Below are 2,685 nucleotides of genomic sequence, written 5' to 3' on the forward strand. Positions count from 1 at the left end.
GCGATCTGTGGCCGTCCGATCAGACCGACGACATCGCCCGCGAGGCCGAGCAGATGCGTGACTGGAGCGAGCGGATCCTGCGCGCCCACGCGAGCGATGGCGAGCAATCGCTGCTGCGCGCCTTGATCGCCGACCGGCCCAGGGCGCGGATCCCCTGGGAGGCGATCCTGCGCACCCGGATGCGCCGCGCCTTGGCGCGCCGCGTCGATCTGTCCTGGTCGCGCCCGGCCCGCTCCTATGTCGCCAACCGCGGGCGCGCCGGCCCCGGCCGACGGCTGCCGTGGGAACCTGGCACCACGACGAGCCGCGCGGTGCCGCGCCTGGTCATCATCGTCGATGTATCCGGTTCGATCGACGATTCACTGCTCGGGCGTTTCGCCCGCGAGGTCGAGGCGATCACCCGTCGCCTCGAGGCGCGGCTTGCGATCCTGATCGGCGATCGGAAAGTCAGCCGGATCGAACACTTCGTGCCCGGTCGAACCCGGCTGCGCGAGCTACTCTTCCAAGGCGGCGGTGGGACCGACTTCACGCCCCTGCTCGAGGCCGCCGATGCGCTGCGCCCGGATCTCGTGCTCGTGTTGACGGATCTCCAGGGCCCCGCGAACGTTCGCCCCCGGTGGCCGGTGATCTGGGCCGTCCCGGCCTCGGTCCCGGACCCGCAACCGCTGTTCGGTACCTTGGTGCGTCTGGACTAACGGGATTGGGTCGGCGCGGCCGGGGCGGTTCCGACCAGCGTCACCGCTCGACGGCCCGCGCGATCTCGGTCGCGTTGCCCTGATCCATGCGTTGGATCGCTTCCTCGCCTTGTCGCGACAGCTCCTCGAGGCGGTCGATCTGGGCGTCGAGGCGGGGCAGGGCCTCGCGGCGGTAGCGGGCGACCTCGTCGATCGCGCCGATGACGTCGGCGAAGGCCTGTTCCAACTGCTCCATGTCGAGCACGGTCGAGGCGGCGCGATTCTGGATCTCGACACCCTGGGTGCGCAACGCGCGCGAGGTGCCGGCGATCAGGTCCGAGGTGGTCGTGTTCAGGGCTTCGACATGATCGAGCACCAGGCGCTGATTCGCCAGCGCCAGGGCCACCGTGACCGCGACGTTCAAGGCCGAGACCGTGACATTGATGGCCCGATCCACACCGCGCATCAGTTCGCGGTTGTTGCGGATCACGACCTCGAGGGCCAGGATCCCCTGTTGGCTGACGGCCAACTGCTGTTGCAGATCCACGACCCGCTGGCGCAATGGGAACAGGAGTTCCTCCTCGAGCAGGCGCCGTTCGGGGGCCTCCGGCGCCAGGCCGGCGGCCCGTTCGGCGAGGCGCGCGTCGATGAGGCGGCCGAGCGCGATCTGGCGGCGCAATTGATCGAGGCTCTCGCGGAGCGAGGCCTGGTCGTCGCCGAGGCTCACATTGTCGCGATACAGCCGGTCCTTGCCGGCCTCGAGATCCTTGAGGATCGCATCGAGCGCCCCCTGGGCCGTCTCGAATCGGTGGAAGTAGCGTTGCAGCGGCGTGCCGACACCCGGGATCAGGCCAAGGATTCGGGACAGCCCGTCCCGGCTCAGATTGTGGCGCTGCGGATCGAGCTCCTGCATCCGGGTGCGCAGGTCGACGAGCGAGCGGGCCACCGGACCACCTTCGTCGCCCTCGTGCGCGAGTTGGCGGATCGGGGCCTCGAGCATCTTGCTGCGGTGGGCTGCCTGGCGCTGCACGGCCAGACCCATCTCGTCGACGGCCTGGCGATGACGATGATCGATCCGTTCGCCCGTCGTCGTGGCCGAGAGTTCGGCGAGAAACCGGTCGGCCAGCGCCACCAGGGCCGGATCCTGGAGTTCGGTGTCCGGGTCGGATTCACGTTTGACGCGTGCCTCGATCTCGTCGGCCGGTGGTAGGGATAGACTCATGAATGAACTGGACGGCGTTTCGGGGTGGGACGGACTCATCGCGTGATCCTCGCGGGTGGCGTTCGTATGATGTCGGTGTGCAGCGGCCAACTGGGCCCCGGTTCATCCGCGGCCGGGTATCCCGGCGCGCGCCGATCCTGATCGAAAACCGACGGGGCTTGAACGATTCGGGACCGGCCGCCTGATCGGTGGCCTGATCATCCGCGACCGGATTCAATCCTTGTGACCGTACTGGTGCGCCCGGTCGACGAAGCGCCGCAGGTCGGCCAGGGCCTGATCGGCAGCGACCGAGGCTCGGGGCCGATCGGTGCGAACTGCGGAGACGGCGACCGCGGTGTCGTCGAGGGCGGTGATCGCCGCCTCGGTGCGGGCGCTCAGTTCCCGCACGCGGTCTTCGGTCGTCTCGATCAGTTCGAGCCGGCGGGTCAGGGCCTGGACCTCGTCGGCCGTCATTCGCTCCCTGTCCTGCTGCAAGCGTCGCTGCACGAAGGCGGCATCGACACCGGCAACGCCCCGGACCACGGAGGCCATCGTGTCGAGGTCGTCGATGGCCGCGCGACTGACCTCGCCGACCAACGCCCGGGCCCGTTCGAAGGTCAGTTCGCCCTCGTCGAACTTGTCGCGCAGGACCTCATCGACGAGCAGATAGCGTGTATAGAGCCGGTCGGTCTGGACCGCGAGATCGGCGCGGTCGGCCGCGAGCAGGCGCCGTTTCATCTGCCACAGGGCCTGGATGACCTCGTCGCTGGCCGTCGGTGGGCGCGCCGGATCGAGCTCGGCGATCGCGCC

The 2,685-nt window shown here is 69.2% G+C and carries 2 protein-coding genes and 1 pseudogene; 1 reads left to right on the forward strand and 2 read right to left on the reverse strand.

Translation table 11 applies throughout. The annotated features are described in order from the left end of the window. Window positions 1–695 (forward strand): vWA domain-containing protein (locus ABC977_RS17985; RefSeq protein WP_369668650.1); only part of this gene is annotated, 695 nt, incomplete at its 5' end. 40 nt (window positions 696–735) lie between these two features. Here ABC977_RS17985 and ABC977_RS17990 read toward each other — a convergent pair. Together ABC977_RS17990 and ABC977_RS17995 are read right to left on the reverse strand one after the other, a co-directional pair. Next, the gene (locus tag ABC977_RS17990) at window positions 736–1,935 is read right to left on the reverse strand and encodes a toxic anion resistance protein (protein ID WP_369668651.1); all 1,200 of its coding nucleotides are present in this window, start codon (window positions 1,933–1,935) and stop codon (window positions 736–738) included. Window positions 1,936–2,109: 174 nt separating this feature from the next. Continuing rightward, window positions 2,110–2,685, reverse strand: a pseudogene (locus ABC977_RS17995) (cobyrinic acid a,c-diamide synthase); the annotation flags it as partial.

The organism is Thioalkalicoccus limnaeus, from assembly GCF_041197575.1.
In the GTDB taxonomy this organism is placed as follows: domain Bacteria; phylum Pseudomonadota; class Gammaproteobacteria; order Chromatiales; family Chromatiaceae; genus Thioalkalicoccus; species Thioalkalicoccus limnaeus.

Bases quoted from the DNA above. Each gene is read 5' to 3' on its own strand.
- ABC977_RS17990 (WP_369668651.1), bottom strand. From the start codon at position 1,935: ATGAGTCCGTCCCACCCCGAAACGCCGTCCAGTTCATTCATGAGTCTA.